Genomic DNA, 23,675 nt, shown 5'->3' with positions numbered 1-23,675 from the left:
TCCTCATATTTCGATTCCAAAGATCCTTCGGGCAATCACCCCAACCAGGAAAGAGAAAGCGGCAACACCAAAACTGAGAAGGAACATCTCCAGAAAGTAACTGCCGAACCTCTTTTCCTTGACTACGGAGACAAAGAAAGTGAAAAAAAGGACAACAAGAGTGGCACCGATCAGTGTGAAAACCAGAGCCACAAAGGGGTTCTCCAGAATGAGAAAAGGAGCCACCAGTATCGCTACGGTGACAATGTAGGCAATACCCGTGTACAGTGCAGCCTTCAGAGGACTGGTTTTTTCGGTTTGTTCTTCTGCTCTCTGGGAGAGATACTCAGAGGCGGCCATGGAAAAGGCGGCTGCTATGCCCGTTATCAGGCCAGAAAGTCCCACTATCTTGGTGTTCTGAAAGGCAAAGGTGAGCCCCGCGAGTGCTCCTGTCAACTCAACCAGGGCATCGTTGAGGCCAAGAACCATGGAACTGACGTAGTTCAAGCGCTCCTCGTCGAGCATGTTCAGGATTTCTTCTTCGTGTCTTTCTTCGTCTTTCATGATCCTGACCACTTCGGGAATGTCTATCTTCTCGTAGGCTTTTTCGGCCTTTTTCTCGTTCCTCTCCATGAGTTTCAGGGCAAAGGTGAGACCAAACAGAGTGGCAAGTAGTATGTACCAGAAGACCAGAAGCATCGATGGCTTTGTCTCTTTCCCTGTGATCTTTCTGAACATCTCGTAGTGTCTTTTTTCATCTTCGGCTATGGAGAGAAGGATCTCTGCGTTCTTTCCAGAGACCTTTTTTGCCAGCTTTCTGTAAACGTGATACTCTGTGATCTCTTTTCTTTGGAACTCAAGTATTTCCTTCAACGCTCACTTCCTCCTCGACGGGATTGAAACACCTCACGAAGTGATTTTCCTCTATCTCAATGAGTTCTGGCAGCTCGGCCAGGCACCTGTCGACCCTCCTTGGACATCGAGGCAAGAAGGGACACACAGGCGGTATGTCCACCATTCTGGGAGGTTGACCGGGTATAGACTCGAGTTTTTCCAGCCTCTTGTCAACTCTCGGGATACTTCTCAAGAGCATCTTCGTGTACGGATGACGCGGAGAGTAGAAGATCTGATCGGACGTTCCTATCTCCATCTGTCTTCCACCGTACATCACCATGATCCTGTCTGCCATGGACGCGATCACACCCAGATCGTGCGTAATGAACAGAAGACCCGTTTTGAACTCTTTCTGTAGTTCTTTCATGAGTTCGAGGATCTGAGCCTGAATGGTGACGTCCAGCGCGGTTGTAGGCTCGTCCGCTATGAGCACGCTGGGGTTGCAGGACAGAGCGATCGCTATGACCACCCTCTGTCTCATACCGCCAGAAAACTCGAAGGGATAGTTGTTCATTCTCTTTTCTGGCTCGGGTATCCCAACGAGTTCCAGCATTTCAACGGCCCTGAGATAGGCCCTTCTTTTGTCGTATCCCAGATGATACCTGATCGTTTCCATGAGCTGGTCACCTATCGTGTACAGGGGATTCAAAGACATCATTGGATCCTGGAAGATCATAGCGATTTCCTTTCCACGGATTCTGTGCATATCTTTTTCGGGGATCTTCAGAATGTCCTGTCCTCTGTACAGGACCTGACCACTCACGATCTTTCCCGGGGGTTTTATGAGACGCATAATGGATTTTACCGTCACGCTCTTTCCAGAGCCAGTTTCTCCCACGATTCCAAGCACTTCGTTGGAGTTCAGAGAAAAACTCACATCGTTCACGGCCTTGACTATACCCTCTTCCATGTAGAACCACGTGCTCAGGTTCTTCACCTCAAGAAGCGCTGCCAAAGTCTTCACCTCCTAAGGACCAAAAAGGACAAGTTCCTCTGTTTTTGGATCGTACCTTGCAACACACTCATCTTTGAGAAACAGATAGATGTCTCCACAGTAATATCCGTTCTCGAAGAAAGAACTATCTCCTCTGAAAAAACTGTCCAGTGCCCTTTCCAGTATCACATCTTCTGTGGCGATTTTTGTTTCGGTGGCCGAAAGGACAACCCCTTCCTGAAACAGAGATTCAGCCAGTCTTTTTGCCTTTTCCTTCTTTTCTTCGCTCCAGTCCAGATGCAGGACTATGTCGTTTGGTGGCAGGATCATTCTGTCTTTCTCTATCACCAGAGCGTTTTCTTCGTTGTCCACAAAAGAGAACCTGTAGTGTTTTTCTATCAGGATCTTTTCCACCATTTCTTTAATCCCGTTATCTTTCACGTAGATCTTCTTCACATCCCACTTAACCCTGAAAAGCAATATAACGATCGCTATTGAAAACAGGATGAACCAGTGTCTTTTCATCGCAACTCACCCGGAAAATGACAGGCGACGAAGTGCCCTCCTTCGATTTCCCGAAGGGGTGGTTCTTCCCTGGCACAAACGTCCTTTGCAATAGGGCATCTTGGATGGAACCGGCATCCAGAAGGAGGATTTATCGGACTCGGTACATCTCCTTTCAGTATAATTCTCTTTCTCTTTTTGTTTGGATCGGGTATCGGTATCGCCGACATCAAGGCCACGGTGTAGGGGTGCAGAGGATTCTCAAACAGGGCCTTTTTTGGAGCGAGTTCCACTATCTTTCCGAGGTACATCACACCGATCCGATCGCTGATGTGCTTCACGACGGCAAGATCGTGAGAGATGAAGATGTAGGTTAACCTGTGTTCCCTCTGAAGATCCTCCATGAGGTTTATGATCTGGCTCCTTATGGAGACGTCGAGGGCTGCCACTGCTTCGTCTGCCACGACAAGCTTTGGCTCCAGTGCAAGAGCCCTTGCAATGCCTATTCTCTGCCTTTGACCACCGGAGAACTCATGGGGGAACCTGTAGATGTAAGCAGAGGGAATGCCGACGTCTTCGAGGATCTCTTTGACCCTTTCTTCAACTTCTTTACCGCGTGCGAGTCTGTGTGTGACAATTCCTTCTCTCACAATGCTTCTCACTCTCAGTCTCGGATTCAGAGAGCTGTACGGATCCTGGAAGACTATCTGCATTTCTCTTCTGAACTTTCTCCTTTTCTCCTTCAGATCATCAAGAAGGAGAGCCATGAACTTCTTCGGTGAAGCCTTTGCCTCTTCGAAGAAAAGGTGGGCGTACTTTCTGTCCACTCCATTGAGCTTTTCTATGTCATCTTTCTTCATCTTTCTGAACCTTTCCACATAAGTCTTTCTTATGTAGTCCTTTGCCCTGGAGCGGCTCATGAAGTAGTAGGTCGTGTCTTCTCCATCAACGATTATTCGTCCCGATGTTGGTTCGTACAATCTCAAAAGGGTCATTCCAACGGTCGTTTTACCACATCCCGACTCTCCCACCAGGCCAAAAGTTTCACCCTCGTTTATACTGAAACTCACACCGTCCACCGCTTTGACCCATCCGACGATCCTTTTGAAAACACCAGCCCTTATGGGAAAGTATTTCACGAGGTTTTCTACTCTCACGATTTCCTTGCTCACGTCTCACACCTCGCTTTTTGCGCGTCTGATCTCATCGAGTTTCTGCCAGAAGAAACATCTGACCCTGTGGTTTCCGATGTCTTCCAGTTTGGGTTCCTCAACATCACACTTTCCTTTCACGAAGAACTCACACCTTGGATGGAACTTACACCCTGTGGGGAAGTTGAGAGGATCCGGAACGTTTCCTGGAATACTCTTCAACCTTTCCTGATCTATATCGATTCTTGGAGTGGATTCGAGGAGTGCATAGGTGTACGGGTGTTTCGGTTCGTTGAAGATGGTCTTCACATCACCGTATTCAACCACCTTTCCAGCGTACATAACTGCAACCTTGTCGGACATCTCCGCAACGACACCCATGTCGTGGGTGATCAGAATGATCGCCATTCCGTACTCTCTCTGAAGTTCCTTCATGAGTTCGAGGATCTGAGCCTGGATGGTGACGTCCAGTGCGGTCGTGGGCTCGTCCGCTATCAAAAGGCTTGGTCTGCAGGAAAGAGCCATGGCGATCATCGCACGTTGTCTCATACCACCGGACAGTTGATGAGGGTACTCGTCGACCCTCTTCTCGGGTTCGGGGATTCCCACTTTTCTCAGCATGTCTATCGCCATCTTCCGTGCCTCTTTCTCCGAGACGTTCTGATGAAGCATGATCGCTTCCATTATCTGATCTCCTATGGTGAAGACGGGATTCAAGGCCACCATGGGTTCCTGAAAGATCATGGCGATTTCTTTTCCTCGTATCTTCCTCATCTCACTCTCTGAAAGTTCAAGAAGGTTTTTCCCTTTGAAAACGATCTTCCCATCCTCTATCCTTCCGTTTTGATCGAGAAGTCTCATTATGGAAAGAGAAGTTACGCTCTTTCCACTTCCTGACTCTCCAACGATACCAAGGGTCTCTCCTTCGAACACATCGAAAGAGACTCCATCAACGGCCTTAACAACACCATCTTCTGTATAGAAGTAGGTCTTGAGATTTTCCACTCGAAGCAAGGGTTCTTTCAACTCGATCCCTCCTTAGAATTTGAGCCTTGGATCGAATGCATCTCTCAGTGCATCTCCCAGCAGGTTCCATCCGAGCACGAACAGCACCATGGCGGTTCCCGGATAGACGAGGGCGTACCAGTGTTTTCCGATCTCCATCATCCAGTCTCTGGAGTAACTGAGGATAGACCCCCAGTCCGCGTATCCCTGAGGTGCTCCAAGACCAAGGAAACTGAGCACAGCGGCCGTTATCACAAGGGATCCCATGTTCATGGATGCCCAGATCAGAACAGGGAAAATGGAGTTTGGAAGCACGTGTTTGAGTATGATGAGAAAGTCCGGCACACCGATCGCCTTCGCTGCGAGAACGTACTGTTCTTCTCTCACCTGCAGTATGTTCCCTCTTATGAGCCTTGCGGCACCCATCCAGCCGAATACGATCATCGCAATCATGACCTTGTCCAGGCCCGTTCCAAGCACCGTCGTAAGAACAACGGCGGCTATGAGAAACGGAATTGAAAGGAATACGTCGGTGATCCTCATGAGAAGTTCATCTATCCATCCTCCAAAGTATCCGGAGATGGAACCTATCAGGATTCCTATCAGAAGTCTGGCCAGGGTGACTATTATCCCTATTTTGAAAGCCGTCCTCGTTCCCCAGACAACTCCGTAGAATATGTCCCTTCCACCTATGACACCAAATGGATGATAATCCACACCACGTATCGGTTCTCTGTTAGGATTTTTCGCTATGGCGTCCTCTTTCGTAGTCGGTGGCTGAGGACTCTGATCCCAGCTCACAACGGGCATCAAATAGGGATCTGGGAGTTTCATCCTCGTGAGAGGATGAACGGGTGGTGCGATAACGGGCGCCAGAATGGCCACCACCGTGAAAAAAAGAACCAGAGAAAGTCCGAGCACAGCGGATGGATCTTTGAAAAATCTCTTCAGAATTCTCTTCAGCTCCTGATTCACGCCATTTCACCTCTCATCCGAGTCTTATTCTGGGATCTATGAGGGCGTACAGGATGTCTATAATGAGATTCCCTACCACCAGGATCGTGGAGAAGAACAGAGCAGAAGCCATGACGGACGCGTAATCGAGTTGGAGTGCTGCCTGTGCCGTGAAGCTTCCCACACCCGTTCTGTTGAAAACGGTCTCCACGATCACCGTTCCAGAGAACAACCCTATCACCATGCCTCCGGCCACCGTGGTGACTGGAATGAGTGCGTTTCTCTTGGCGTGCTTGTTTATGACCACGTCTTCTGGAAGGCCCTTCGCTCTGGCCGTTCTCACGTATTCTTTGTTCAAAACCTCCAGCATACTGGATCTTGTGATTCTCAAAAGATACGCCCACCAGAGCCAGGAGAGTGTTATGATGGGACCTATGAGGTGTTTCAGGCCGTCCCAGAAAACGTCGAGTCTTCCGTTCAGCAGGGCATCGACTGTGATGAGTTTTGTGTAGCGACGAAATTCAGGAGATCTGATCACCTCCTCAGCCCATAAGCTGAGATTTCCCGGAGGGAGCCAGTTCAGAATGCTGTAGAAGATCATCAAAACAAGCAGTCCAAAAACAAAATCCGGAAAGGACCATCCCACAACTGCGAATATCCTTATGAAATGGTCCAGGAATTTTCCTCTGTGTACAGCGGCTTTCACACCCAGCCAGATTCCAACGAATATAACCGGGAAAATGGCGTAAAGTGCGAGTTCAATCGTGTACGGCAACCTCTTCAAAAGGGCGTCTTTCACGGGTTCTTTTCCCACAAGAGACCATCCAAGGTCTCCTTTCAGGGTGTTGAGAAGCCATTTGCCGTACCGGATCACGAAGAAGTCGTTCAGTCCGTACTTTTCCTTCAATGCGTCCATCTGCTCTGGCGTCAGTTTGTCGAGCATGTTCGGATTCACATAAGCAGCCAGCAGTTTGTCAGGTCCAAGTGACTGGATCATGGAAAACACGATGAACGTTACACCGAGGAGTATCAGGGGAAGCAGAAGCAACCTTCGTATAACGTATGCTGTCACAGGGTACACCTCCTGGTCGATTTTCCTGATGCCTTCATATGATTATACAATAATCTGAACCTTTCTGGGGAAAACAAAGTCAATGGAAGTGGTATAATAATCATGGCTGAAACCAGGGGGCGAACGGGTTCGACGGGGATGGAGTCCCCTGGGAAGCGAGCCGAGGTCCCCACCTCCTCGTAAAAAAGGTGGGAACACGAATAAGTGCCAACGAACCTGTTGCTGTTGCCGCCTAATAGATAGGCGGCCGTCCTCTCCGGAGTTGGCTGGGCTCCGGAAGAGGGCGTGAGGGATCCAGCCTACCGATCTGGGCTCCGCCTTCCGGCCCGGATCGGGAAGGTTCAGGAAGGCTGTGGGAAGCGACACCCTGCCCGTGGGGGGGTCCTTCCCGAGACACGAAACACGGGCTGCGCTCGGAGAAGCCCAGGGGCCTCCATCTTCGGACGGGGGTTCGAATCCCCCCGCCTCCACCAGAAAGGAAGGGGGTGCCGAAAGCACCCCCTTATATTTTGAAACGTGGTTTTAGACATTTTTTATCTTTTGTTTAATTATATCGTAATTTTTCTGTTATTTTTCCTTAAATCATAGCGCTTGAAGTCGCATGGAAAAAGTTGTATATTTATATTAGCAGTCATGAGTCGAGAGTGCTAAAAAATTTCCGAAGGAGGGATGAAGTATGAAGGTGATACCTCTCGGTGAAAGGTTGCTGATCAAACCCATCAAGGAGGAGAAGAAGACCGAAGGAGGAATCGTGCTTCCAGATTCAGCAAAAGAAAAACCCATGAAAGCCGAAGTCGTTGCGGTGGGAAGGATAGAAGATGAAGAGAAGTTCGACATCAAGGTGGGAGACAAGGTGATCTTTTCCAAGTATGCCGGTACGGAGATAAAGATCGATGATGAAGATTACATCATCATCGATGTGAACGATATACTTGCGAAAATCGAAGAGTGAGGGAGGTGTGAGATATGCCGAAGCTTCTGAAGTTCAACGAGGAAGCAAGAAGGGCTCTCGAAAGAGGTGTGGACAAGGTCGCAAACGCTGTGAAGATAACCCTTGGACCGAAGGGAAGAAACGTTGTCATTGAGAAATCCTGGGGATCTCCAACCATAACGAACGACGGTGTTTCTATTGCAAAGGAAATTGAGCTCGAGGATAAATTCGAAAACCTCGGTGCTCAGCTCGTGAAGGAGGTTGCCTCTAAGACGAACGATGTCGCCGGAGACGGTACGACAACGGCAACGGTTCTTGCGCAGGCGATGATCAAAGAAGGTCTCAAGAACGTTGCAGCCGGTGCGAACCCGATCCTGCTCAAAAGAGGAATAGACAAGGCCGTTGAAAGGGCCGTTGAGGAAATCAAAAAGCTCTCCAAGAAACTCTCTGGAAGGGAAGACATCGCTCATGTTGCGGCGATTTCCGCCAACAGCCCTGAAATAGGAGAACTTATCGCCGAGGCCATGGACAAGGTAGGAGAAGACGGTGTCATCACGGTTGAGGACTCCAAGACACTCGAGACCTACGTTGAATTCACCGAAGGAATGCAGTTCGACAGGGGATACATCTCACCGTACTTTGTGACGGATGCAGAGAAGATGGAAGTCGTTTTGAAGGAACCTTTCATCCTCATTACCGACAGGAAACTCAGTGCTGTGAAGCCTCTGATACCGATTCTTGAGAAAGTTGCTCAAACAGGGAAGCCACTCCTTGTCATTGCCGAGGACGTCGAAGGTGAAGCTCTGACCACACTCGTTCTCAACAAACTCAAGGGAACGCTTCAGTCCTGTGCAGTAAAAGCACCTGGATTTGGTGAAAGAAGAAAGGCCATGCTCCAGGATATAGCCATCCTCACCGGCGGACAGGTTGCAAGTGAAGAACTCGGAATCAACCTCGAAGACCTCACACTCGAGGACCTTGGAAGGGCCGACCTTGTGAGGGTCAAGAAAGACGAGACCATCATCATCGGAGGAAAAGGAGATCCCGAAGCGATCAAGAAGAGAATCGCACAGATCAAGGCTCAGATAGAAGAGACCACATCTGAGTACGAAAAAGAAACTCTCCAGGAGAGAATGGCCAAACTCGCCGGTGGAGTCGCCGTCATAAAGGTCGGAGCCGCCACCGAAACAGAGCTCAAGGAAAAGAAGCACAGAATCGAAGACGCTCTGAGCGCAACTAGGGCTGCCGTAGAAGAGGGAATCGTTCCCGGTGGAGGAGTCACTCTCCTGAGATCCAGAAAAGCCGTAGAAAAGCTTCTCGAAGAGCTCGATGGTGACGAGAAGATAGGAGCACAGATCGTCTACAAAGCCCTCTCTGCACCGATCAGACAGATTGCAGAGAACGCTGGATACGATGGAGCCGTGATCATAGAGAAGATCCTTGCCAGCGACGATCCGGCTTACGGTTTCGACGCTCTGAGGGGCGAATTTGGAAACATGTTTGAGAAAGGAATCATAGATCCTGCAAAGGTCACAAGGAGCGCTCTCCAGAACGCAGCATCCATCGCGGGAATGCTCCTGACAACGGAAGTGCTGGTGGTCGAAAAACCTGAGGAAAAGAAAGAAACACCGTCTCTGCCTGAGGAATACTGATGACACGTATTGGGGGCGGACGCCCCCTTGTTTTTTTATCTGGTTGTGATACAATAAAAACGTCAATATCTCCTTTCAGGTATGGCGATCTTGCCGGTATCAGATCCAAGAAATCGTTTGAGTTGGTTCAATACTTCCTCCGAGGTCTTTAAAAAAGGGGCCCAATGGCCCCTTTTTCAGATCTTCAGATTCTCTTCAAACACTCTGGTCGTTTCTCCATCGATGTTACATATTCTTATCTCTTCTAGGGACGTGTCCGGATGATGGTCGATGAAATCTCTGATCGCTCTGGCGAAGATCTTTACCGCCCTTTCCTTCGGAAATCCGAAGATACCAGTGCTGATGGCGGGCATTGAAACGCTCCTCAGTTTGAGCTCGTGGGCTCTGAGAAGAGCGTTGTAAACCGCTCTGTACAGAAGTTCATCTTCTCCGTAGTTTCCACCTCTCCAGACGGGTCCCACCGCGTGGATCACGTACTTGGCCTTGAGATTTCCCGCTCCTGTCACCACGGCCTCTCCTGTGGGAACTCTACCGCGTTCTCTCACTATCCTGTCGCTTTCTTCCTGTATCACACTTCCACCTGCTCTTACGATCGCACCTGCAACCCCACCGCCGTGCTTCAGATATTCGTTGGCGGCGTTCACTATTGCATCTACTTCCTCTTTTGTGATGTCACCTTTCACGACCAGTATCTTTCTGCCTCTGTACTGTTGCTCTTTTCTGATCTCAGACATACCATCACCCCCGTACTTTTCAGGCCAGAGGTGTTTTAGCCTTTCAAGCAATTCCCTCTCAAATCCAGCCCCTTTTGGTGAAAATATCACCTCGTTTTTCAGCCTCTCTGGAAGGTAGTCGACCCTGACGAATCCTCCAAAATCGTGCGGATAGAGGTATCCTCTTCCGTAACCTCTTTCCTTCATCTCCTCCGTTACGGGATTTCTCAGAAAGAGCGGCACTTCTTCCACCGGAAGTTCCTGTGCCTTTTTCATAGCGAGATAGACCGAGTTGCTCTTTGGAGCAAGAGAAAGATAAGCAGCACACTCCACCAGGTTCATCAAACACTCTGGCAGTCCCACATGTTCAACGGCAAAAGCGGTGGAGACGGCCAGGATCAGTGCATTTGGATCTGCCAGTCCTATATCTTCACTCGCAAATATGATCATCCTTCGGGCAATGAACCTTGGGTCTTCTCCCATTTCTATCATCTTCACGAGGTAGTAGATCGCCGCGTTCGGATCGCTTCCTCTCATGCTCTTTATGAAAGCGGACGTGAAATCGTAATGCTCTTCCTTTGAGTAACTCACACTCTTTCCGAACAGGGTTTTCAGATCTTCTATGGTCACCTCTTTGTCTCTGAACACCTGGTGAACAATCTCCAGGGTGTTCAACAATCTTCTTGCGTCCCCTTCAGCGTTTCTCACAAGTGCCTTTTTCACGTCGTCGTCCAGTTTCATATTGAGTTTCTTCACGGCCTTTTCAACGATTTCAAGAAGATCGTTTTCTGAGAGTGGTTTGAAGTAGAGTATCTTGCACCTTGAAAGGAGGGCAGGGATAACGGCAAAACTTGGGTTTTCCGTCGTGGTTGCAACGAGGATGATGTCTCCCCTTTCCACATGTGTGACCAGAACTGCCTGCTGGTTTTTGTTCAGCCTGTGTATTTCATCGAGGAACAGTAGAAGCTTTTTTCCGTATCTTTTCAGCTGTTCTCCCCTTTTGAGCACGCTTTTTATCTCAGATACACCGTGGACGGTGGAACTCAGATAAACGACCTCTCCGTTGAAATACCTTTTCAGCAACGAAAAAACCGAGGTCTTTCCAGACCCCGGTGGTCCATACAGTATGGCAGAAAACATGTTACCCGTTTTCAGAGTCCTCCTCAGGATCCCGTCTTCACCGAACAGATGATCCTGTCCAGAAAAGTCATCGAAATCTTCCGGTCTGAGCAGTTCAGTCAACGGCTTTTCTGAAGTACTCAACGGTGAGTCTCAACCCCTCCTCAAGGGGAACCTTCGGTTCCCATCCGAGTTTTTCCTTCGCCTTTGTCCAGTCGAGGATACTCTTTCTCACATCGCCCTTTCTTGGAGGTTTGTAGACGGGTTCTCTGTTGTAACCGGTGATTTCCTTCAGCATGTGGAAGAGTTCGTTCACAGTGGTTCCTCTTCCCGTTCCGATGTTGAACACGTCGTTGTCTCCTCTCTCCATGGCAAGAAGATTCGACTCGACCACATCATCGACGTAAACGTAGTCCCTCACGTATTCCCCATCTCCGAATATGTAAACTTCCTCTCCCTTTAGCATTCTTTCGGTGAAAATGGCTACGACCCCGGCTTCTCCGTGGGGATCCTGCCTTGGACCGTAAACGTTGGCGTACCTGAGGACGGTGTATTTCAATCCGTACTCCCTGGCGAAGAAATCCAGGTACATCTCCACGCTGTACTTTGCTATGCCGTAGGGTGATATGGGATGGGGGATTTCTGTCTCCGGTGTAGGGAAAACTTTCACGTTTTCGCCGTAGATCGCCCCACCGGTGGAGGAGAATATGAACTTCTTCACCCCGTACTTTACGGATTTCTCAAGGAGCACGAGAGAACCAAGGATGTTCGTTTTTGCGTCTCTTGCTGGCTCTTTCACGGAAATAGACACGCTCGCCTGGGCTGCAAGGTGAAACACGTATTCGGGTTTATGCAGGGAGAAGATGCGTTCCATCATCTCTTCATCTTCTATGCTCTGCTCATAAAAGAGAGCGTTCTTGTTGAGATTTTGGACTTTCCCGGATGACAGGTTGTCTATCACGATGACACCGTAACCTTTCTCTATCAGCCTGTCCACCACATGTGAACCGATGAATCCTGCACCACCAGTTACCAGAACGTTCATACTATGCTTCCTCCTCTTCGTCCTCCTCGATCTTCTTCGCTTCCTCCGGTATTTCCTGGACGTTCACGATCCTCTTGCTTTCTTCGAGAAATTCTTTCAGTTCCTGCACTCTGCTCTCGTCGAAGTTCACCATGATGTCGTAGAACTTTTTGAACCTGCTTCTTGTGCGTGCATCCAGGAAGTGGGAAAAGTGTCGCGCCAGTTTTTCGGCCGTTGGAGAGGGGATTCCCATAACGTAGAAGAAAAAGTTCCTCAGTCTGTTCTGCGATCCTCTGAGGGATCTTGCCTTTCTCTTGCCCTTTTCGGTGAGGGTGATGTAACCGTACTTTTCGTACTCCACATATCCGAGTTCCGCGAGCCTTTTCATGGCGTTTGTTACACTGGGAAGACTGACACCCATCTTTCTCGCTATAACACTCACCCTCGCTGCGGGTTGGCTCTGAAGTATCTCCTGAATCACAGAAAGGTAATCTTCGAGTGCAGGTGTCAGCGTTTTCTTTCTTCCTCTAGGCATCTTATCAACCCTCCTTTATGAAACTTTTTGCTTTTTCTAAATCCTCCAGAACGATTTTTCTCAGTTCCTTGCTTCTGTTTCTCAGAAGATAACTTGGATGAAACGTTGGAACGATCTTCTTTCCGCCCAGCCAATCCATTGGATTTCCCCGTACCTTGGTTATGGAGACCTTCTTTCCATCCATGAAGAAGGACAGGGCAGTGGCTCCCAGAGCGACCACAACACTCGGATTTATTATTTCGATCTGTGCAAGCAGGAAATGCCCACACGCGAACATCTCTTCTTCAGTTGGAGTGCGATTGTTAGGGGGTCTGCACTTCACAACGTTGCAGATGTACACGTCCTCTCGCTTGATTCCCACCTCGCTCAGAAGTTCTGTCAGAAGCATGCCCGCCCTTCCAACAAAAGGCCTTCCCGTTTTGTCTTCTTCTTCTCCTGGACCTTCACCAACGAAGACGATCTTCGTGTCCAAGTTTCCTTCCCCCACGACAACGTTCGTCCTTGTGAGGTGCAGTGGACACGCAGTGCACCTTTCTACTCTTTCTTTCACTATCTCCATCAATTCCTCTCTGGTGAACAACACTTTCTCCTCCAGAATCAGGTAAAATATTATCAGAAATTAATGGAACCTTACTTAATTCTATCACCTTGCATACGGTTTTCGCAAATTCCCTGACCGGGGTGATTGCTGTGGCTTTTAAGTTTAGACTCCAGAGAATATACGCGGTTCGAAGAAAGGAAGAAGAAACTTTGAAAAATGAGCTCTCAAAGATCTCTGAAAAGATCGAAAATCTCAGAAGCATTATACAACAATTGACCATCGAAAAGAAAAAAATAGAAAACAACTTTCTTCGGAAAGGTCTGCTTTCGAAGAAAGATCTACTCGAACTCGAACGTGGGATACGCTTTTATGAAATGGAGATAGAGAAGTATCAGAAAGAGCTACAGGAATTGCTGAAAGAGCAGGAAAATATCAGAAAAAGTCTTCTGGAGAAGATGAAAGAAAGAAAGATGCTTGAGAAACTGAGAGAAAGAAAACTCAAAGAGTACCAGGCAGAGGAAAACCTGAAAGAGAGAAAGAGAATGGACGAAATCGCAGAAAGGAAATTCTGGTGGAGCTAGTCATCCCTGAATCTGTACTGCAACGCCTCCGCCAGATGTTTCATTTCCACCCTTTCCCTGCCGTCAAGATCGGCTATCGTTCTTGAAAGCCTCAACACCTTATCGATTCTCCTGCCGGAAAGTCCATACCTTTCCACGTACCTTTTGAGCAGGTTCTCGCTTTTATCGTCGAGTTTTACGTGTTCTCTCAACATCCTGTGTGTCATTTGAGAGTTGTAGGAGATGAGTGTGTCTTGAAAACGTCGTTGTTGGATTTCTCTTGCTTTCATGATTCGATCCCTTATGGATGCACTCTTTTCTCCTTCGGGTTTTCTCATCATCTCCTCGAAAGAAAGTTTCGGCACGTTCACGACGATGTCTATTCTGTCCAGAAGTGGACCCGATATCTTCTTCCTGTATCTCAGAATGTCCTTTGGAGAGCAGACACAGGGTTGTTTTGGATCTCCGAAGTTTCCACAGGGACAGGGATTCATCGCACCAACCAACATGAAACGGGCAGGGTAAGTGACGGTGAACTTTGCCCTTGAAACGGTGACGCAATGTTCCTCAAGGGGCTGCCTCAGAGCCTCGAGCACGTCCCTCTTGAACTCTGGTAGTTCGTCGAGAAAGAGCACACCGTTGTGTGCAAGGGAAATCTCTCCGGGTTTCGGTGTTGTGCCACCGCCGATGATGGAAACGGTGGAGGCTGTATGGTGCGGTGAGCGAAACGGTCTGATTCGGACAAGACCGGGATAACCCGCTGCACTGTACACCTTGCTCGTTTCGATGATCTCCTCTTCCGTCATCGGAGGGAAGATGGTGGGGATTCTCTTTGCTATCATCGTCTTTCCAGAGCCTGGATTTCCCACCATGAGAATGTTGTGAAACCCCGCTACCGCTATCTCGACGGCCCTTTTCACCATCTCGTGGTCCCGAACGTCCGAAAAGTCAACGGATCGATCCAGCACAGCTTCTTTTATCCCAACGTATTCAACTTCTTCCAACACCCTGTCTCCCCTCAGAAACTCCACGCACTCTCTGAGGGATTCCACCGTGTAGACGTGAAGGTCCTTCACACACGTTGCCTCTTCTTCGTTTTCTTTTGGAATTATGACGGTTCCTCTGAAGTTCCCAGAAAGGGCCAGAAGAACGGGTAGAATGCCACTTACCCTTTTCACTTCACCGTTCAGCGAAAGTTCTCCAACGGCGAGGATGTTTTCGCTCACCTGAACAATGCCCGTTGAAGCAAGGATACACAGGGCTATCGGAAGGTCGAGCATGGAGCCTTCTTTTTTCACATCTCCCGGTGCAAGGTTCACCACGAACTTTCCATGGGGAAGAGAAAACCCGCTGTTCAGAATAGCACTCTTCACCCTTTTCCTGCTTTCCTTCACGGCGGTGTCTCCGAGCCCCACCACATCTATATCGTTGAAAACGCTCCTGTTGTCGAAATCAACTTCCACGTCTATCTTCATCGCTTCTATGCCTTGAAGAGTGGCAGAAGAGAGTCGAGAGTAATTCACTCGATAGCCTCCCTAGGATCGTATTCTGCCTTCATTCTGTTCAGAGCCTCAAAAAGCGAGCCGAGTCCATTTTGAATGTTCACCTTCACGAGTTCTTTCGAATAGCGCTTTTTCAGTTCGACCACACCGTCTTTCAGGGATCTTCCCACGTTTATCCTTATGGGAAAACCGATGAGATCCGCGTCCTTGAATTTGAATCCCGGTGAAACCTCGCGGTCGTCGAGGACAACCTCTTCACCCTTTTCCAGAAGAGCCCTGTAGATCTCCTCTCCGACATGCTTTTGATCTGGATCGTTCATGTTCAGGATATCGACGATGACCGTGTACGGTGCTATGGACAGGGGCCAGATCATACCGTTTTCGTCGTGGAAGTGTTCCACGACCGCCGCCATCGTTCTGGAAACACCCCAGCCGTAGCATCCCATGATGAAGGGTTTCATCTCACCGTTTTCGTCCATGAAGTAGGCTTCCATCGCTTCAGAGTATTTCGTTCCAAGTTTGAAGATGTGGCCGAGTTCTATTCCTTTTGTGGCTCTGAGGGGTTCACCGCACACGGGGCAGGGATCACCCTCCACAACGGTTCTCAGATCGCACCACTCATCAACTTTGAAATCCCTCGGGTGGTTTGCGTTGACGTAGTGTGTGTCTTTTTCCATACCACCCACGACGAAGTTCTTCAGACCTTTGATGCTGTGATCTGCCACCTTCTTCACGTTCGCACCGATGGGGCCGATGAACCCGATGGGAACACCGAAGTCTTTCAGGACCTCCTCAGGAGTGGCAAGCCTCAAAGACTGGTCTTTCAGGTGGGATTTGAGCTTTGCCTCGTTCAGCTCCAGATCACCTCTTATGAGAGCCATCACGTACCCATCTCTTCCCACGAACAGAAGGGACTTCACTATCTTCGATGGAGGAACCCCGAGAAACTGTGAGACTTCCTCTATCGTTCTCACACCGGGAGTTGGAATCTTTTCGAGGGGCTTTTCCTCTTCTTCCTCTGCGGGGTATTCTCCTCTGTATTCGGCTTTTTCATCGCTTGCCTGGTAACCACATTTTTCGCAGTAGAGCACGTTCGTCTCTCCGATCTTTGCGGGAACGACGAACTCATGAGAAGCGTTTCCGCCGATGGCACCCGTTTCTGCCTCTATGACCATGTACTTCACACCGAGTCTTTCCATGATCCTCGAGTAAGCCTCTTTGAACAATTCGTAGGTCTCGTCCAGCGATTCCCAGCTGGAGTGGAAACTGTAGGCGTCTTTCATTATGAACTCTCTTGCTCTGAGAAGGCCAAACCTGGGCCTGATCTCATCCCTGTACTTGTTCGCTATCTGATAGACAACGAGGGGAAGCTGTCTGTAGGAGCGAAGTTCGTTCTTCACGAGGTCTGTCACGATCTCTTCGTGTGTGGGTCCGAGTGTGAAGTCTCTTTCGTGTCTGTCCTTGAGTTTCATCATCTCAGGACCGTAGTCGTCCCATCTGCCGGACCTCTTCCATAACTCGGCGGGCTGGAGAATGGGCATGAGGATCTCCTGTGCACCTATTCTGTTCATTTCTTCGCGTACGATGTTCTCTATCTTGAGAAGAACCCTTCTTCCCAGTGGCAGGTAGGTGTATATCCCGGCGGCCACCTTTCTTATGAATCCACCGCGCAGAAGGTACTCATGGCTCACCGTTTCCACGTCAGAAGGAGTTTCCTTGAGCGTTGGGGCGTACAGCTGTTTCATTCGCAAGGCCGATCTCCTCCTCGATTACGAGTTCTTTTGAAACTATTGTATCATAAGGACTGAAGGAGGGAATATGGTGCGCTACAGAAAACTCAGCGATCATCTGAAGGAAAGGTATGGCGAGAGGGTTCAGAGAATAGTCATCTTCGGGGGATTTTCCTGCCCCAACAGGGATGGAACGAAGGGAACGGGAGGGTGTATCTACTGTGATGCCACGGGAAGCGGTTTCACCACACTCATGAAACTACCCATCAGAGAACAGGTGCTCAGAATGAAGGAAAGGTATGAAAAGAGGGGAATCAGAAAGTTCATCGCTTACTTTCAGGCGTTCAGCAACACGTACGCTTCCATCGATGAACTCAGAAAAAAGTACGAGGAAGCCCTGGTGGATGACAGCATAGTTCAGCTCTCCGTCTCCACAAGGCCCGATCTTGTTCCCGAAGAAGTGCTGGATCTTCTGGAGGAGTTCAAAAGGAAAGTGGACGTTTCCGTTGAACTGGGCCTTCAGACGGCAAATTACAGGACCCTCAGAAAGATCAACAGGGGACACACACTCGCAGAGTTCGTGGATGCTGCTGTCAGGGTGAAGAGAAGGGGAATGGAACTTGTGGTCCACGTGATACTGAACCTGCCGTGGGACGACATGGAAGATGTGGTGGAAACGGCGAAACTTCTTTCGGCTCTCGATGTTGACGGTGTGAAACTTCACTCCCTTTACGTGGTAGAGGGAACCAAACTCGCTGAGATGTACCGGAAGGGAGAGATAGAGATCTGCAGTCTCGAAGAGTACATAGAAAGGGTGATCACCTTCTTGGAGTACCTGTCACCGAAGGTGGTCGTTCACAGACTGGTCGCCGATCCACCGAAAGAAGGCACGATATTTGCAAACTGGGGAAAGAGCAAGATAGAGATCATCAACATGATAGAAAAGGAACTCGAAAGGAGAGATACTTATCAAGGCAAAAGGTTCGATTATCTTAACAGGTAGTCTGTTTCTTCTGCTCTCCGGCTGCTTTTTTGTTCCAAGGCACACACTCTCTTTCCTCGTGTGGATAGCCGCAGACAACGATCTGGAAAAATACGTATCTCAGGACCTGGAGGAGATGAAAGAAAACCCATCTTGGATAGAAGTTTTCGCTATGGTCGATTATGCGTCCGCTTCTGATACCCTGTACCGTGTGGAAAGTGATCTGGTACCTCTGGAAACGTTCAACGAGATAGATTCCGGTGATCCAGAGGCTCTTTCTTCCTTTCTGAAAGAGTACCGGGGAAACGATCTTTCCTTCCTTGTGATCTGGAATCACGGTGACTGGTGGCGTGGTGAAGCCCAGGTGAAGACGAAGGGTGTGGCTTACGATGTAAAAAACTCAGATTTTCTCTCGGTGAAAGAGATAAAGAACGTTTTAAAAAACTCTCCTGTCACGGTACTTGGCTTTGATGCTTGCCTGATGGGAACTTTCGAGATCCTGTGGGAACTGAAAGACTGTGCAAAATACATCGTAACTTCCTCCAGGGAGATCCCAGCAGAGGGCTGGAACTACACCGCACTGAAAAAAGCATCAGATCTTTCCTCCCTTCTTTACGGAATTGTTCAAAAATACCACGAAAGTTACGGGGAAAGCGTTTCCCTGAGTGTCTGGGATACTTCGAAACTGGATGATATCATGTACTGGCTGAACAGAATTTCTCAGTACATGAGGGAAAAAGACCTTTCACCGTGGGATTTCGTTGTTGAAAGAAGGACCGTGGAAAACGTTCCTACCGAACTCATAGAACTTGGAAGTTTTGCAGAAGCACTCTACGGGTCTTCAGACGATACCCTCAGATATTATGGGGAAAAGCTTCATGGTGCCATCGTTTCTGCCAGAATCTACGGAACACCGGAAGGCTACAGAGATCTTCTCATCTATCTGCCGGAGAACATGAAAAACCCTGAGTACTGGGATGATTTTTCCGCACTGAGTGACTTCATAACAGACAGTTTTTGGGACGATCTCATTTCGTACTGGAGGGATAGAGATTGAAGAGGGTGAGCACGAACCTTGCCTGGATAGGTGTGATCTTTTCGATCGCAAGCACCGTGCTGCTGGTAAAATATTACGGGGAAATCCTCGCCGGAAGGCAAGTTCACGTCTTCGGTCTTACGGCACTTTTTCTCTCGATGATTTCTTCTCTTTCTCTTTTTGTTGTCTACAGGCAGTGGACGGTCTTGCTGAACGAAAACGCTTTGAAAACGCAAAGGCTGGCGGAAAGCCACGGTCTTGACCTGAAGAAAGTGCCGCTTGTTCCGAACTGGACGTATTTTGCCTTTGTTCTCTTCTGGTTTCTTTCCTTTCTCTTCCCGGAGGTGTGGCTGTTTTCGCTTCTTCAGGTGGTGTTCTTTGTAACCTTTCTGCACTTTCTTTTCGAAGCAGCCAGGCACCTTCAGGAGGAAAAAGTACGTCTTTACCGTGTGCTGTTCGATGTAGAGTTTCGGCCCATCATAAAGGAAAGAAACGTCCTATCTGTTCTTTTGTTGACTTTGATAACGCTCAACGCGTACTGGTTGTATCTGGTTATTGAACTTTCAAAGGAAATCAACGAATTTCTCGACATTGACGATAGAATCATGAAGAATCTGGAGGTGAAACCGTGAAGGCCTGTCCGAACAAGGAAAGGAACCTCTCCTACTGCAACTGTTCATATCCTGGCTGTCCGAGGAAGGGTATCTGCTGTGAGTGTATGCACTACCACAGACAGCACGGAGAACTTCCGGCGTGCTATTTCCCGAACGACGCGGAAAGAACCTGGGACAGGTCCATCGAGCATTTCAAAAAGGTGGTGTGAGGTTTTCCTCACACCACCTTTGAAACAAGTTCACACACCTTTTCAAGGAACCTCCTGTCTTCCTCGGAAAACGGAGAAAAGCTGTGTGAATCTATATCGAGTTCTCCGATGATCCTTCCGTCTTTGAATATGGGAACGACGATTTCTGCCTTCGTTTTCGGGCTGCAGGAGAGGTAGTTCGTCTCTTTGCTGACATCCTGGACAACGAAGGTCTCTTCTCTTTCGGCGGCCTGGCCACAGATTCCAACACCGAAGGGTATCTCAACGTGTTCTGTGGGCTCTCCCACAAAAGGACCGAGTTTCAGTTTTCCGTCTTCGACGAAGTAAAAACCAACCCAGTCGTAGTAAGAAACGTGGTTTCTCAAAAATCCACAGAGATCTCCAAGGGCGTCTTTTCCTCTTTCCAGGATTTTCTCGATCTCCTTCATCAGTGAATCGAAGTACTCTTTCTTTCCCGGGTAATTTCCTTTCTCTTTGCCTTTTCGAAACTCTATCACCGCCTGAAGGGTGGCGAGTGAAAGTTCTTTGAGAAGGCCCTTCCTCCAGAGGGAGAAAACGTCCACGATCACGATCTTTTCTCTCTCACCGTCCACGACGACCCAGTCTGAGATACCAAGAAGTGACATGAGAAACACGGAGAAGTCTTCTCTTTTCAAATCAAGAAACTCTTCTCTTTCAGAAAGTGCTTCAGCACACTCCACCTTCTTGTTTCTTGAGATGTCCAGCCATTCCCATTTGAACCGGTCGAGTTCTCTTCTTTCCGTGTTCCAGAGGATCTCCTTTATCTTTTCCTCGTCCAGTTCGAGTTTTTTCTCGTAGTTCGGTATTATCGGACCGAACTTCTTTCTGAGTTCTTTCCAGAAGTCTATCCACTTTGTTTTGTCCCATCTCAGAATTTCAAGGCACTCTTCAGTTTTGTTCTGCACGATGCTCCTCATGGGATTCCCTCCTTTATGATCGCTCCTCCAAGGAGTGTGTCTTCGTCGTAGAAGGCAGCGATCTGACCTGGTGTCACTGCAAATATCTTCTTTTCAAATCGAACTTCCACTTCAGAATTTTTCACCCTGACGATCGCCGGTGCCTCCTCTGCTTTCTTTCTCACCCTGCAGACACATCTGAACTCTTCCGGAAGATCGACGTGCCATACGGGATCGACGGCGATCAGTCCAGAGAAGAAAACACCTTCCAGACCAGAGACCACAACGACGTTGCTTTCTGGTATCTTCTCTCTCACGTAAAGTCTTTCACCGAACTTTTCTATCTTCAGTCCTTTCCTCTGGCCGACCGTGTAGAGTGGATAACCTCTGTGGTGTCCGACGACTTCGCCTTTTTCTGTGATCACCTTTCCTTCTGAAAGGGTTATTCCTTCATCTTTCAGAAAGTTTTCGATGCTTCCATCCGGTATGAAACACACGTCCTGGCTTTCCTGTTTCTTTGCCACGTGTATACCGGCCTCTTCTGCGATTCTCCTGATCTCTTCCTTCGTGTAGATGCCGTTTGGAAAGAGAAGTTTCTCTATCCTCCAGGGTTCTATCCTGGCAAGGAAATACGATTGATCTTTTTTTCCGTCCACGCCCTTCTTTATTACCTTTTTTCCGTATTTGCCACTGAACTCAACACGCGCATAATGCCCGCTTGCGAAAGCGTCGAATCCTTGCGAAAGTACGTAGTCCATGAAGTATCCAAACTTCACATACCTGTTGCAATGGACGCAGGGATTGGGAGTGAGTCCTCTGAGCAGATCCCTCTTGAAAGGTTCTATGACCTTTTCTCTGAAGACTTCTCTCACATCGACGATCTCTATTTCCACGCCCAGAGAGCGAGCGATCCTTATCGCATCGGCTGTGTCAGAGGGACTGCAACAGACCTTCTTTTTTATCTCTTTTTTCAGGAAGAACTCGTCTTCTTTTGTTTTCATGTGGAATGCCTTCACCTCGTGTCCTTCTTTGAGAAGAAGATACAGGGCAACAGCACTGTCCACGCCGCCACTCAGAGCCACACCTACTTTCAAGTTCGCACCTCCTCATTTAAGATGATACCATTTCCTTTATTCGAGAAATTGAGTTAAAATAACTTGAGGAGGTGCAGAACATGAAATTCCACGGCACGACGATTCTCGTGGTGAGAAGAGATGGGAAAACCGTGATGGGTGGGGACGGACAGGTCACTTTCGGTTCCACCGTGTTGAAAGGAAACGCAAGGAAGGTGAGAAAACTCGGCGAGGGAAGGGTGCTTGCCGGATTTGCGGGATCTGTGGCGGACGCTATGACGCTCTTCGATAGATTCGAGGCAAAGCTGAGGGAATGGGGAGGAAACCTCACAAAAGCAGCGGTTGAACTCGCAAAGGACTGGAGAACGGACAGGATCTTGAGGAGACTGGAGGCTCTGCTTCTGGTGGCCGATAGAGAGAACATCTTCATCATCTCCGGAAACGGTGAGGTCATTCAGCCCGACGACGACGCAGCCGCCATCGGTTCAGGGGGTCCTTACGCTCTTGCCGCCGCAAAGGCTCTGCTCAGAAACACCGATCTTTCCGCAAGGGAGATCGTGGAGAAGGCCATGATGATAGCCGGGGAAATATGTATCTACACGAACCAGAACCTCGTGATAGAAGAAGTCTAGGAGGTGTTCTTATGAAGAGTTTTGATGAGATGACACCGAAAGAAATCGTTCGGGAACTCGATAAATACATCGTTGGCCAGACGGAAGCAAAGAAAGCGGTTGCGATTGCTGTTCGAAACAGAATAAGAAGGCAGAAACTCCCTGAAGAATGGAGAAAAGAAGTCCTTCCAAAGAACATTCTGATGATCGGGCCCACCGGTGTGGGAAAAACGGAGATCGCTCGAAGACTGGCTCAACTCTCAGGTTCTCCATTCTTGAAGGTTGAAGCAACGAGATTCACAGAAGTTGGGTACGTGGGAAAAAACGTGGATTCCATGATAAGAGACCTCGTTGAGATCAGTGTCAACATGGTGAAACAGGAGAAGATGAAAGAAGTAGAAGAACGGGCGAAAGAACTGGTGGAAGAAAGGATTCTCGATGCCCTCGTCCCGGAATCCAGGGCCGTTCCAGCGATCACGAATCCTTTCATAAACCTGATCACGGGAGGCCAGCAGCAACAGTACACACCGGAGGACAGGCGAAGGTTCAGGGCGAAAAGAGAAGAGATGCGAGAAAGACTCAGAAGGGGAGAACTGGAAGACGAAGAGATAGAAGTGGAAATCGAAGAAACGGCTTCTCCCTTCATGGGGATATTCGGACCGGGCATGGAGGATCTGGGAATAGAGATATCGAACATGTTCAGCGGAATGCTTCCAAAGAGAAAAAAGAAGAGAAAAATGAAGGTTTCAGAGGCGAGAAAGGTTCTCCTTCCCATGGAAGCAGAAAAACTCATTGACATGGATAAGGTGATACAGGAGGCCCTCGACAGAGCTCAGAACAGGGGTATCATATTCATAGACGAAATAGACAAGATAGCAGGGAAGGAAAGCGCTTCGGGTCCAGACGTTTCCAGGCAGGGTGTTCAGAGAGATCTGCTTCCGATCGTGGAAGGCACCACGATCATGACGAAGTACGGACCCGTGAGGACGGACTACATACTCTTCATAGCGGCAGGGGCCTTTCACGTTTCAAGGCCATCCGATCTCATTCCAGAACTTCAAGGACGCTTCCCGATACGTGTGGAGCTTTCACCACTGACCGAAGAAGATTTCGTGAGAATACTGAAAGAACCCGAAAACGCTATCATAAAACAGTACCAGGCGCTGCTTTCAACGGAAGGTGTAGAACTCGTCTTCACCGAAGACGGTATCAGAGAGATGGCGCGCATTGCCTACCAGCTCAATCAGAGACTGGAAAATATCGGTGCAAGAAGACTCTACACGGTGGCAGAGAAGGTCCTTGAGGAGATCTCCTTCGAAGCACCGGATATTCCAGAAAAGAAAGTGGTGATAGACGCAGAGTACGTGAGAAAAAGACTCGAAAGAATCGTCCAGGACGAAGACCTGAGTGCATACATACTGTGAGGAGTGCCG

At 48.8% G+C, this 23,675-nt stretch carries 24 protein-coding genes and 1 other RNA gene; 10 read left to right on the top strand and 15 right to left on the bottom strand.

The annotated features are described in order from the left end of the window. Positions 1 to 3 precede the first annotated feature (3 nt). From TRQ7_RS02295 to TRQ7_RS02265, 7 genes are read right to left on the bottom strand one after another with little or no spacing between them, the layout of a single operon-like run. Complete coding sequence (locus TRQ7_RS02295; protein WP_012645060.1) at positions 4 to 852, bottom strand: VIT1/CCC1 transporter family protein; 849 nt, start codon at positions 850 to 852, stop codon at positions 4 to 6. Further along, positions 836 to 1,828, bottom strand: a complete 993-nt coding sequence (locus TRQ7_RS02290) for an ABC transporter ATP-binding protein (protein ID WP_038066359.1) — start codon at positions 1,826 to 1,828, stop codon at positions 836 to 838. The genes TRQ7_RS02295 and TRQ7_RS02290 overlap by 17 nt, the downstream gene beginning before the upstream one ends. Before the next feature lie 12 nt (positions 1,829 to 1,840). Next, on the bottom strand, positions 1,841 to 2,332 hold the full coding sequence (locus TRQ7_RS02285; RefSeq protein WP_012645058.1) for a hypothetical protein: 492 nt from the start codon (positions 2,330 to 2,332) through the stop codon (positions 1,841 to 1,843). Continuing rightward, entirely contained in the window at positions 2,329 to 3,483 is a 1,155-nt protein-coding gene (locus TRQ7_RS02280) for an ABC transporter ATP-binding protein (RefSeq protein ID WP_041843910.1), read from the bottom strand. Before TRQ7_RS02280 ends, TRQ7_RS02285 begins: the two co-directional genes overlap by 4 nt. Before the next feature lie 3 nt (positions 3,484 to 3,486). Next, positions 3,487 to 4,488, bottom strand: coding sequence for an ABC transporter ATP-binding protein (locus TRQ7_RS02275; protein ID WP_041843909.1), 1,002 nt, complete (start codon positions 4,486 to 4,488; stop codon positions 3,487 to 3,489). 12 nt (positions 4,489 to 4,500) lie between these two features. Further along, positions 4,501 to 5,442 carry an ABC transporter permease gene (locus TRQ7_RS02270; protein ID WP_012645054.1) on the bottom strand — a complete coding sequence of 314 codons (942 nt, stop codon included), beginning with the start codon at positions 5,440 to 5,442 and terminating at the stop codon, positions 4,501 to 4,503. A gap of 13 nt (positions 5,443 to 5,455) precedes the next feature. Continuing rightward, on the bottom strand, positions 5,456 to 6,493 hold the full coding sequence (locus TRQ7_RS02265; RefSeq protein WP_038066356.1) for an ABC transporter permease: 1,038 nt from the start codon (positions 6,491 to 6,493) through the stop codon (positions 5,456 to 5,458). Between the two features lie 115 nt (positions 6,494 to 6,608). Between TRQ7_RS02265 and ssrA the strand changes: the two genes are divergently transcribed. The 3 genes from ssrA (at position 6,609) to groL (ending at position 9,076) form a co-directional block, all read left to right on the top strand. Further along, positions 6,609 to 6,966: a transfer-messenger RNA gene (gene ssrA / locus TRQ7_RS09485) on the top strand. Between the two features lie 203 nt (positions 6,967 to 7,169). Further along, complete coding sequence (groES, locus tag TRQ7_RS02260) at positions 7,170 to 7,445, top strand: co-chaperone GroES (protein ID WP_041843908.1); 276 nt, start codon at positions 7,170 to 7,172, stop codon at positions 7,443 to 7,445. A 14-nt stretch (positions 7,446 to 7,459) separates the two neighbouring features. Beyond that, positions 7,460 to 9,076 (top strand): chaperonin GroEL, encoded by a 1,617-nt coding sequence (groL, locus tag TRQ7_RS02255; protein WP_038066349.1) that lies wholly within the window; start codon positions 7,460 to 7,462, stop codon positions 9,074 to 9,076. Positions 9,077 to 9,252: 176 nt separating this feature from the next. Here groL and TRQ7_RS02250 read toward each other — a convergent pair whose 3' ends face one another. From TRQ7_RS02250 to tmung, 4 genes are read right to left on the bottom strand one after another with little or no spacing between them, the layout of a single operon-like run. Beyond that, a complete protein-coding gene (locus TRQ7_RS02250; protein WP_236681731.1) occupies positions 9,253 to 11,031 on the bottom strand; it encodes an AAA family ATPase in 1,779 nt (592 codons plus the stop codon). Next, entirely contained in the window at positions 11,024 to 11,953 is a 930-nt protein-coding gene (locus tag TRQ7_RS02245; protein ID WP_012645048.1) for an SDR family oxidoreductase, read from the bottom strand. Before TRQ7_RS02245 ends, TRQ7_RS02250 begins: the two co-directional genes overlap by 8 nt. A gap of 1 nt (position 11,954) precedes the next feature. Next, positions 11,955 to 12,467, bottom strand: coding sequence for a metal-dependent transcriptional regulator (locus TRQ7_RS02240; RefSeq protein ID WP_012645047.1), 513 nt, complete (start codon positions 12,465 to 12,467; stop codon positions 11,955 to 11,957). A 4-nt stretch (positions 12,468 to 12,471) separates the two neighbouring features. Continuing rightward, the gene (gene tmung / locus TRQ7_RS02235; RefSeq protein WP_041843906.1) at positions 12,472 to 13,047 is read right to left on the bottom strand and encodes a type-4 uracil-DNA glycosylase; all 576 of its coding nucleotides are present in this window, start codon (positions 13,045 to 13,047) and stop codon (positions 12,472 to 12,474) included. A gap of 110 nt (positions 13,048 to 13,157) precedes the next feature. On the opposite strand from tmung, the gene fliJ reads away from it, so the two are divergent. Next, positions 13,158 to 13,589 carry a flagellar export protein FliJ gene (gene fliJ / locus TRQ7_RS02230; RefSeq protein WP_041843905.1) on the top strand — a complete coding sequence of 144 codons (432 nt, stop codon included), beginning with the start codon at positions 13,158 to 13,160 and terminating at the stop codon, positions 13,587 to 13,589. Here fliJ and TRQ7_RS02225 read toward each other — a convergent pair. Together TRQ7_RS02225 and TRQ7_RS02220 are read right to left on the bottom strand one after the other, a co-directional pair. After that, positions 13,586 to 15,091: a YifB family Mg chelatase-like AAA ATPase gene (locus TRQ7_RS02225; protein WP_041843904.1), complete on the bottom strand. Its 1,506-nt coding sequence runs from the start codon at positions 15,089 to 15,091 to the stop codon at positions 13,586 to 13,588. The two genes, fliJ and TRQ7_RS02225, sit on opposite strands and share 4 nt — an antisense overlap. Further along, positions 15,088 to 16,821 carry a proline--tRNA ligase gene (locus TRQ7_RS02220; RefSeq protein WP_041843903.1) on the bottom strand — a complete coding sequence of 578 codons (1,734 nt, stop codon included), beginning with the start codon at positions 16,819 to 16,821 and terminating at the stop codon, positions 15,088 to 15,090. Before TRQ7_RS02220 ends, TRQ7_RS02225 begins: the two co-directional genes overlap by 4 nt. 70 nt (positions 16,822 to 16,891) lie before the next feature. Here TRQ7_RS02220 and TRQ7_RS02215 point away from each other — a divergent pair, with 70 nt between their 5' ends. Genes TRQ7_RS02215 through TRQ7_RS02200 form a run of 4 tightly spaced genes read left to right on the top strand, consistent with a single transcriptional unit; the run spans position 16,892 to position 19,641 of the window. Further along, a complete protein-coding gene (locus TRQ7_RS02215; RefSeq protein ID WP_038066341.1) occupies positions 16,892 to 17,803 on the top strand; it encodes a TIGR01212 family radical SAM protein in 912 nt (303 codons plus the stop codon). 58 nt (positions 17,804 to 17,861) lie between these two features. Continuing rightward, the gene (locus tag TRQ7_RS02210; protein WP_236681730.1) at positions 17,862 to 18,839 is read left to right on the top strand and encodes a clostripain-related cysteine peptidase; all 978 of its coding nucleotides are present in this window, start codon (positions 17,862 to 17,864) and stop codon (positions 18,837 to 18,839) included. Between the two features lie 5 nt (positions 18,840 to 18,844). Continuing rightward, complete coding sequence (locus TRQ7_RS02205; RefSeq protein WP_236681746.1) at positions 18,845 to 19,450, top strand: hypothetical protein; 606 nt, start codon at positions 18,845 to 18,847, stop codon at positions 19,448 to 19,450. Further along, a complete protein-coding gene (locus TRQ7_RS02200) occupies positions 19,447 to 19,641 on the top strand; it encodes a DUF6485 family protein (protein WP_012645039.1) in 195 nt (64 codons plus the stop codon). The genes TRQ7_RS02205 and TRQ7_RS02200 overlap by 4 nt, the downstream gene beginning before the upstream one ends. Positions 19,642 to 19,649: 8 nt before the next feature. Here TRQ7_RS02200 and TRQ7_RS02195 read toward each other — a convergent pair whose 3' ends face one another. Together TRQ7_RS02195 and mnmA are read right to left on the bottom strand one after the other, a co-directional pair. Further along, the gene (locus TRQ7_RS02195; protein WP_041843900.1) at positions 19,650 to 20,579 is read right to left on the bottom strand and encodes a GAF domain-containing protein; all 930 of its coding nucleotides are present in this window, start codon (positions 20,577 to 20,579) and stop codon (positions 19,650 to 19,652) included. After that, positions 20,576 to 21,652: a tRNA 2-thiouridine(34) synthase MnmA gene (gene mnmA, locus TRQ7_RS02190; protein WP_012645037.1), complete on the bottom strand. Its 1,077-nt coding sequence runs from the start codon at positions 21,650 to 21,652 to the stop codon at positions 20,576 to 20,578. The genes TRQ7_RS02195 and mnmA overlap by 4 nt, the downstream gene beginning before the upstream one ends. An 80-nt stretch (positions 21,653 to 21,732) precedes the next feature. On the opposite strand from mnmA, the gene hslV reads away from it, so the two are divergent. Both hslV and hslU read left to right on the top strand, forming a co-directional pair. After that, the gene (gene hslV / locus TRQ7_RS02185) at positions 21,733 to 22,263 is read left to right on the top strand and encodes an ATP-dependent protease subunit HslV (RefSeq protein ID WP_038066339.1); all 531 of its coding nucleotides are present in this window, start codon (positions 21,733 to 21,735) and stop codon (positions 22,261 to 22,263) included. 11 nt (positions 22,264 to 22,274) lie between these two features. Next, the gene (gene hslU / locus TRQ7_RS02180; protein WP_012645035.1) at positions 22,275 to 23,666 is read left to right on the top strand and encodes an ATP-dependent protease ATPase subunit HslU; all 1,392 of its coding nucleotides are present in this window, start codon (positions 22,275 to 22,277) and stop codon (positions 23,664 to 23,666) included. Positions 23,667 to 23,675: the final 9 nt, after the last annotated feature.

This window comes from Thermotoga sp. RQ7, from assembly GCF_000832145.1.
GTDB classification, from domain to species: Bacteria; Thermotogota; Thermotogae; order Thermotogales; family Thermotogaceae; genus Thermotoga; species Thermotoga neapolitana.
Note: the sequence above shows the minus strand (reverse complement) of the source record. Positions and strands in the feature narration are given on the sequence as shown.

Bases quoted from the DNA above. Each gene is read 5' to 3' on its own strand.
- TRQ7_RS02285 (WP_012645058.1), bottom strand. From the start codon at position 2,332: ATGAAAAGACACTGGTTCATCCTGTTTTCAATAGCGATCGTTATATTG.
- groES (WP_041843908.1), top strand. From the start codon at position 7,170: ATGAAGGTGATACCTCTCGGTGAAAGGTTGCTGATCAAACCCATCAAG.
- hslV (WP_038066339.1), top strand. From the start codon at position 21,733: ATGAAATTCCACGGCACGACGATTCTCGTGGTGAGAAGAGATGGGAAA.
- TRQ7_RS02245 (WP_012645048.1), bottom strand. From the start codon at position 11,953: ATGAACGTTCTGGTAACTGGTGGTGCAGGATTCATCGGTTCACATGTG.
- groL (WP_038066349.1), top strand. From the start codon at position 7,460: ATGCCGAAGCTTCTGAAGTTCAACGAGGAAGCAAGAAGGGCTCTCGAA.
- TRQ7_RS02195 (WP_041843900.1), bottom strand. From the start codon at position 20,579: ATGAGGAGCATCGTGCAGAACAAAACTGAAGAGTGCCTTGAAATTCTG.
- hslU (WP_012645035.1), top strand. From the start codon at position 22,275: ATGAAGAGTTTTGATGAGATGACACCGAAAGAAATCGTTCGGGAACTC.
- TRQ7_RS02240 (WP_012645047.1), bottom strand. From the start codon at position 12,467: ATGCCTAGAGGAAGAAAGAAAACGCTGACACCTGCACTCGAAGATTAC.